8 protein-coding genes are annotated in these 6,521 nt (G+C 59.0%); 3 read left to right on the forward strand and 5 right to left on the reverse strand.

What is annotated here, in order from left to right:
• Positions 1 to 33: 33 nt before the first annotated feature.
• Positions 34 to 918 (forward strand): sugar nucleotide-binding protein, encoded by an 885-nt coding sequence (locus QN377_RS10470; protein ID WP_094999478.1) that lies wholly within the window; start codon positions 34 to 36, stop codon positions 916 to 918.
• Positions 911 to 1,840: an NAD-dependent epimerase/dehydratase family protein gene (locus tag QN377_RS10475; RefSeq protein ID WP_094999477.1), complete on the forward strand. Its 930-nt coding sequence runs from the start codon at positions 911 to 913 to the stop codon at positions 1,838 to 1,840. Before QN377_RS10470 ends, QN377_RS10475 begins: the two co-directional genes overlap by 8 nt.
• A gap of 59 nt (positions 1,841 to 1,899) precedes the next feature.
• Here QN377_RS10475 and QN377_RS10480 read toward each other — a convergent pair whose 3' ends face one another.
• From QN377_RS10480 to QN377_RS10500, 5 genes are all read right to left on the reverse strand, one after another.
• Complete coding sequence (locus QN377_RS10480) at positions 1,900 to 2,598, reverse strand: OmpW/AlkL family protein (RefSeq protein ID WP_094999476.1); 699 nt, start codon at positions 2,596 to 2,598, stop codon at positions 1,900 to 1,902.
• Between the two features lie 240 nt (positions 2,599 to 2,838).
• Complete coding sequence (locus QN377_RS10485; protein ID WP_370688634.1) at positions 2,839 to 3,348, reverse strand: DUF3299 domain-containing protein; 510 nt, start codon at positions 3,346 to 3,348, stop codon at positions 2,839 to 2,841.
• A 25-nt stretch (positions 3,349 to 3,373) separates the two neighbouring features.
• The gene (locus QN377_RS10490; RefSeq protein WP_095019069.1) at positions 3,374 to 4,639 is read right to left on the reverse strand and encodes an ABC transporter permease; all 1,266 of its coding nucleotides are present in this window, start codon (positions 4,637 to 4,639) and stop codon (positions 3,374 to 3,376) included.
• A 1-nt stretch (position 4,640) separates the two neighbouring features.
• Positions 4,641 to 5,351: an ABC transporter ATP-binding protein gene (locus QN377_RS10495; RefSeq protein ID WP_095019068.1), complete on the reverse strand. Its 711-nt coding sequence runs from the start codon at positions 5,349 to 5,351 to the stop codon at positions 4,641 to 4,643.
• A 51-nt stretch (positions 5,352 to 5,402) separates the two neighbouring features.
• Positions 5,403 to 5,966: a DUF2796 domain-containing protein gene (locus QN377_RS10500; RefSeq protein WP_095019067.1), complete on the reverse strand. Its 564-nt coding sequence runs from the start codon at positions 5,964 to 5,966 to the stop codon at positions 5,403 to 5,405.
• 133 nt (positions 5,967 to 6,099) lie between these two features.
• On the opposite strand from QN377_RS10500, the gene QN377_RS10505 reads away from it, so the two are divergent.
• Entirely contained in the window at positions 6,100 to 6,447 is a 348-nt protein-coding gene (locus tag QN377_RS10505) for a hypothetical protein (RefSeq protein ID WP_094999471.1), read from the forward strand.
• Positions 6,448 to 6,521 lie beyond the last annotated feature (74 nt).

Consider the following 6,521-nt stretch of genomic DNA (forward strand, 5'->3'; position numbering starts at 1 on the left):
CACCGTTCTAAATAGACTGAGCCTGCATACTTTATGCGAATGCGCCTTATGTTATTGGGCGGCGGAAATGCCCTCGGGCAGGCGCTGATTCGTCTGGGTGCCGAGGAAGACATCAATTTCCTAGCCCCGCGCCCGCCGCAAGACGGTTGGGACGCCGCGAGCCTCACGCAACTGCTCGATGACACCCGCCCGGATGCTGTCATCAACCTTGCGTACTACTTCGACTGGTTTCAGGCGCAGACAGTAAGCGAGTCGCGTCTTGCCGCCCAGGAGCGCGCTGTCGAGCGTCTGGCCGAGCTGTGCCAGCACCACAGCATCACCTTGTTGCAACCTTCCAGCTATCGGGTTTTCGATGGCTCGCGTGCGACGGCCTATAGCGAAAAAGACGAACCCGTCCCGCTCGGGTTGCGCGGTCAGGCACTGTGGCGTATCGAACAAAGTGTGCGGGCCATTTGCCCGCAACATGTGCTGCTGCGTTTTGGCTGGTTGCTCGATGACAGCCCGGATGGCACCCTCGGGCGGTTTCTGGCCCAGGCCGAAAAACCGGGTGAGTTGTTGATGGCCGATGATCGACGGGGCAACCCGACGCCGGTGGATGATGCTGCGCGGGTGATTATCTCGGTACTCAAGCAGCTCGATTGCGCGGCGCCGCTGTGGGGCACTTACCACTACGCCGGGCACGAAGCGACAACGCCGCTGGCGCTGGGGCAGGCGATCCTGGCCGAGGCCCGTAACCTGCACGAACTGGCAATCGAAGCGCCGACACCCCAGGCGCACGCCGCGCGGCCCGACGCGGCAGAAGAACCCCAGCACGCGGTGCTGGCGTGCAAAAAAATTCTACACACCTTCGGGATCAAACCTCGCGCCTGGCGTGCGGCGCTCCCCACTTTACTGGACAGGTTTTATCGTCATGGTTGATGCTCCCGTTTTAATCACCGGTGGTGCCGGTTTTATTGGCTCCAACCTGGTAGACGCCTTGTTGGCCAAGGGCTACTCCGTAAGAATTCTCGATGACATGTCCACAGGCAAACGCAGCAACTTGCCAATGGCCAACTCGCGGGTCGAGCTGATTGAAGGTGACGTGGCCGATGCCGCACTGGTTGCCAAAGTCATGGCTGGTTGCAGCGCAGTGGTTCACCTGGCGGCGGTTGCTTCGGTACAAGCCTCGGTAGACGACCCGGTGCGTACTCACCAAAGCAACTTCATCGGCACCCTGAATGTGTGCGAAGCCATGCGCGAAACAGGGATCAAGCGCGTTGTTTTCGCCTCCAGTGCTGCGGTCTACGGCAATAACGGCGAAGGCGAGTCGATTGTCGAAGACACGCCTAAAGCGCCATTGACACCTTATGCCGCCGACAAGTTGTCCAGCGAGTACTACCTGGATTTCTATCGTCGCCAGCACGGTCTGGAGCCGGTGATCTTTCGCTTCTTCAATATCTTTGGCCCGCGCCAGGACCCATCCTCGCCTTATTCGGGCGTGATCAGCATTTTCAGTGAGCGTGCTGAAAAGGGCCTGCCGATCACCATCTTTGGCGATGGCGAACAAACGCGCGACTTCGTGTATGTGGGTGATCTGGTCAAGATTCTGGTGCAAGCCGTCGAAACCGAGAACGCTGAAGCGGGTGCCGTGAACGTAGGCTTGAACAAGGCCACTACACTCAATCAAATGCTGGCAGCGTTGAGCGAAGTGGTCGGCGAGTTGCCACCGATCAGCCACGGTCCGGCCCGCTCGGGTGATATCCGCCATTCCCGTGCTGACAATAGCCGTTTGTTGCAACGCTTCACCCTCGGTGAAACCACACCAATGAGTGTCGGGCTGGCACGCCTGCTAGGCCGCTAAGAACCACCCGCCCACAAAAAAGGCGCCTTTCGAAGGCGCCTTTTTTATGATTGCCGGACTTAGAATTTGTAGCCCAGGCCAACCATGTAAACCCATGGGTCCACGTCTACGTTGACCTTGGCACGAGTGCCTGGTGCCACGGCGTTGTTTTCCACAGTGGCGCGGGTGTCGATATCGATATAACGCGCCTGGGCGTTGATCATGATGTTGTCGGTCAGCATGTAGTCAGCACCCAGCTGCCAGGCCATGCCCCAGGAGTTTTTTGCCTTGAAGTTGTCGAACCCTTCGGCGCTGGCACGGCTGCCGACGTGTTCGTCGTAGATCCAGGTGTAGTTGATGCCGGCACCAACGTAAGGCTGGAATGCCGATTTGGTATCCAGTGGGTAGTACACAACGCTCAGGGTTGGCGGCAAGTGTTTGAGGCTACCCAGTTTGCCGTTGGCGGCTGCCAGGCCAGTACCCTTGAGTTTCACGTCATGCTCAAACGGTGTGGCTGCCAGCAATTCGATACCCACATGGTCGGTGATCATGTAAGCGAAGTTCAGACCCAGTTGCGTGTCGCTGCTCATGGTCGCCTTGCCACCCAGATCAGCACCTGCCAACGGGCCTTGATCAACCTTGACGCTGGAGCTGTCGGCTTTCGGGTTTACCGTGATAGCACCGGCACGCACGATGATGTCGCCTTCCGTGTGCGCGTGGGCAAGAGGGGCGACGACGGCGAGCGCAAGGGCGGCTGCGCTGAGCAAAGACTTGTGCATGGGAGCTCCATTTGGATATTTAAAATTTATATAACCAATGGTAATGAGCGCCCAGGCCTGTTCAGTTGACCCAGCTCAATGAAAGCGTGAAGTTGTGAAAAATTCGTTAATTGCCTAGAGCCCCTCACCCCAACCCTCTCCCGGAGGGAGAGGGAGCTGATGGGTGGCGTTGCGCAAACCTGCTTTTGCTTTCAGTGCCTTCTCCCACTGGGAGAGGGCTAGGGTGAGGAGCCTTTGGGGTTACTCCGGCAATTCATACACCACGATCCGCTGCGCATCCATCTGATACCCCGCATCCGCCAGTTCGCTAGTGCTGGCCTTGACCTGCAGCGCGCCCACGATCCAGTACGGCTGGTACAACTCGTCGAGTTTGACCCCTTCCTTGCTGGTCACGTGCACGATCTGGTTCGACGGCGGTGGCGGTACATGGATGCAGGCACCGAAGTACGGCACCAGCAAAAAGTCCGTGGTGCGCCCGTCTTCGCTGACTTCAAGGGGCACGATATACCCCGGCAGGCGAATCAACTGACCATCCAGCGCCGGGACCACCGGCGCATTGGGCAAGTCCTGCCTGGCTGCCGGGGCGGCTTCCATATTGCCCATCTGCGAGAGGTCATGCAGGGGCGTCATGTCCGGTGCTTCAGGCGGCGCATCCGCCGGGATCATTTCCGACCAGGTCAGCTCTTTCGGTTCGGCCGCCCACAGCGGCGTCGCAACCAGCAGTAACAGTGCCAGCAGCACGCGAGACATTGCAGACCTTTTCATAAATGTAAGCTCATAAACGAATGGACAGACCATCTGCCAGCGATTGCCGGTAGGCGCGCCAGGCAGGCACGCAGCCCATCAACAGGGCCGCTGCCAGAATACCGCCGAGCAGCGTCCATTCATATTCACTTGGCCACGCCAGTGGCAAATACAACCCGTAGTTCGATTGCACATAGCCTTGCGCGACGGCAATGCACACATACAACAGACCGACACCGGCGATCACTCCGGCGAGTGCCAGAGCCAGTGCTTCGAACACCAGTAACGTGGCGATATGCCAAGGGCGGGCGCCCACAGAGCGCAAGATCGCCATCTCGCGGCGCCGCTCATTGAGGCTGGTCAAGATTGCGGTGAGCATGCCGATCAGTCCGGTCAGTACCACAAACAGCGACACCACAAACAACGCTTTTTCAGCAGTACTCATCAAGCTCCAGAGTTCCTGCAGGGCTACGCCGGGCAAAATCGCCATCATCGGCTCACCGCGAAAATCGTTGATCTCCCGTTGCAGGGCAAAAGTCGAAATTTTGCTGTTCAGGCCCAGCATGAACGCAGTGATGGCCTGGGGGGTTAGGTCCATATTGCGGGCCTGGTCAGCGCTGATACGCCCGGCACCGTGGGCGGGCACGCCGTTATGCCAGTCGATATGGATTGCTTCCATACCGCCCAGGCTGATATGCAGCGTGCGGTCCACCGGGGTACCGGTGCGCGCGAGAATGCCAACCACGGTGAACGGTTTGTCGTCGTGCTTGACCAGGCTGATCGCCGCCACGCCATGAGCCAGCACCAGTTTGTCGCCCAGTTTGTAATGCAGGGCATCGGCGACTTCGGCACCCAGTACCACTTCGAACGGATCGCTGGCAAAAGGACGGCCGCTGGCCAGTTTCAGGTTTTGCTTGTGGCCGTACTGGTAGTGCTCGAAGTACGCCTCGCTGGTGCCCATCACCCGATAGCCGCGGTGCGAGTCGCCCAGGGACATGGGGATGGCCCATTTCACTTTCGGGTTGTTGGCGAAATGTTCAAAGCTGTCCCAACGAATATTGTTGGTGGCATTGCCGATGCGGAACACCGAATACAGCAGCAGATTGACCGAGCCCGAGCGAGCACCCACGATCAGGTCGGTGCCACTGATGGTACTGGCGAAGCTGGCGCGGGCTTCGGTGCGGACCCGCTCCACGGCCAGCAGCAGGCACACCGACAGGGCAATGGCGAAGGCGGTCAGCAGTGCGGTAAAGCGGCGGTTGGCCAGGCTGGCCAACGCTAGACGAAACAGATACATCTCAGACCTCTACCGACAGGGCGGCGCGATTGAGTTCAGACAACGACAGGTTACGGTCGAACAGAGGGGCCAGGCTTTGATCGTGGCTGACAAACAACAGGCTGGCACCCGCTTCACGGCATTCGGCAAACAGCAGCTGGATAAAGGCTTCGCGAGCGTCCGCGTCCAGCGCTGATGTGGGCTCGTCGGCAATCACCAGTTCGGGCTGACCGATCAGTGCGCGGGCGGCGGCAACACGCTGCTGCTGGCCGATGGATAACGAGTCTGCACGTCGCTCCAGCAGGGCCGGATCTTTAAGGCCCAGATGGGCCAGCAGGGTTTGCGCGGCGTTATCCACACTGCCGTGGCGTTGCACGGCGCGGCTGGCACGCAGTTTGGAAAAGTGGCAAGGCAGCTCGACGTTCTCGCGAACCGACAAAAATGGCAGCAAATTGAATTGCTGGAAGATATAGCCCGTGTGGTCAACCCGAAAACGGTCACGGGCCCCGGAACCCAGCTCTCCCAGCTCCTGGCCGAGCAAGCGGATGCTGCCGCTGTTGGCTTTTTGCACGCCGCCAAGCAACCCCAGCAAAGTGGTTTTGCCACTGCCACTGGGGCCTTTGAGGAACAGGGTTTCACCTGCTTGCAGGCGAAACGCCGGAATATCCAGTAGCACGGGGTGCCCCGGCCAGCGGAAACTCAGGTCGCTCAGTTCGATAAGTGCTTGGGTCATTGGGGGAGGAGATCGCCTGGGAGTTGGTGGAAGTCTTTCTGTGGGAGCTGTTTAAAACTTCAGCACAGGTGCCTTGGCTGTCACTTCCACGGCTTGCTGACCGCTCGGGCCGATCAGTTGTACCTTGAATTTATGGGTGCCGGGGAATGTCTTGAAAAACTGCGCCAGATCCAGCGCTTTCAAAGCGTCCGGCGTGCTGCAGGTAAACGCATAGTGGGCTTCGATATCGCTGTGATGGTGCTCGCCCTTGGCGCTGCCTTCTTCCGGCGCCGGTTCGAACAGCGGGCTTTTCAGTTCCTGCGCTTCAGCTGTGCAACCGGCGGCCTTGGGGATGCTGAACAGCACCAGTGGGTCTTCCAGTTGTTTGCGTACCGAGCTGACTTTGGCCTTGTCAGCATCAGTGGTAGCAACGTGTTCAAAGCCCACCAGGTTCATCGACGGGCCATCCAGGTCCAGTTCCAGGGTCTGGCCGTCGAGCGCGACATTCAAGCTGCCTACGCCATGTTCATGGGGCGCCAGGCTGCTGTGTTCATGGTCGTGATCATGATCGTCGGCGGCGTGAGCCATCGCCAGCGGCAACAAGGCAAACGGCAAAGCAAGAAGCAAACGGCGCATGGGAGCACTCCAGCAGAAATGTGAAAATATTGTTATGTGATCTTATAACAACTGTTGCGAGAGTTTGCCCGTGTGCTTGGCGTTACGCAAGGCGCGTGGGAGCATGGCTGCAAGAAAATTGAGGAGCACGACGATGGTGCGCATTCGCGGAACGATAGGCGACTGGCCGGTGGATTTGACCGTGGAGCTGGATGAGAGCGACTGGATAAAGCTGGGCGCGCAACTGCACGTCAGTGAGGCACCGATCAGCCAGCCGCCCGCAAAACCTGCGAATCAGGATGATGCCGTGTGGGAAGCCACCAAGGATTTGCTGCGCAAGGCTGGACAGATCAGCGGGCCTGAATTGCTGGGGCAGCTTGAAGCGCTGACCGGCAGCACGGGCGCAGGCAAACGCTTGTTGGTGCGCCTGCGCCATTGTGCTGAGGTGAAAGTGGTTAGCGGTGCTGATTCGCCGATTTACAGCTGGGTTGACGTGGCGTAACAAAAACTCCCGTAGCAGCTGCCGAGGGACGAGGCTGCGTTTGGCAGCTACAGGACTGTCTCTTATACACATCT

The organism is Pseudomonas sp. CCC4.1 (genome assembly GCF_035019225.1).
Lineage (GTDB): Bacteria > Pseudomonadota > Gammaproteobacteria > Pseudomonadales > Pseudomonadaceae > Aquipseudomonas > Aquipseudomonas bubulae.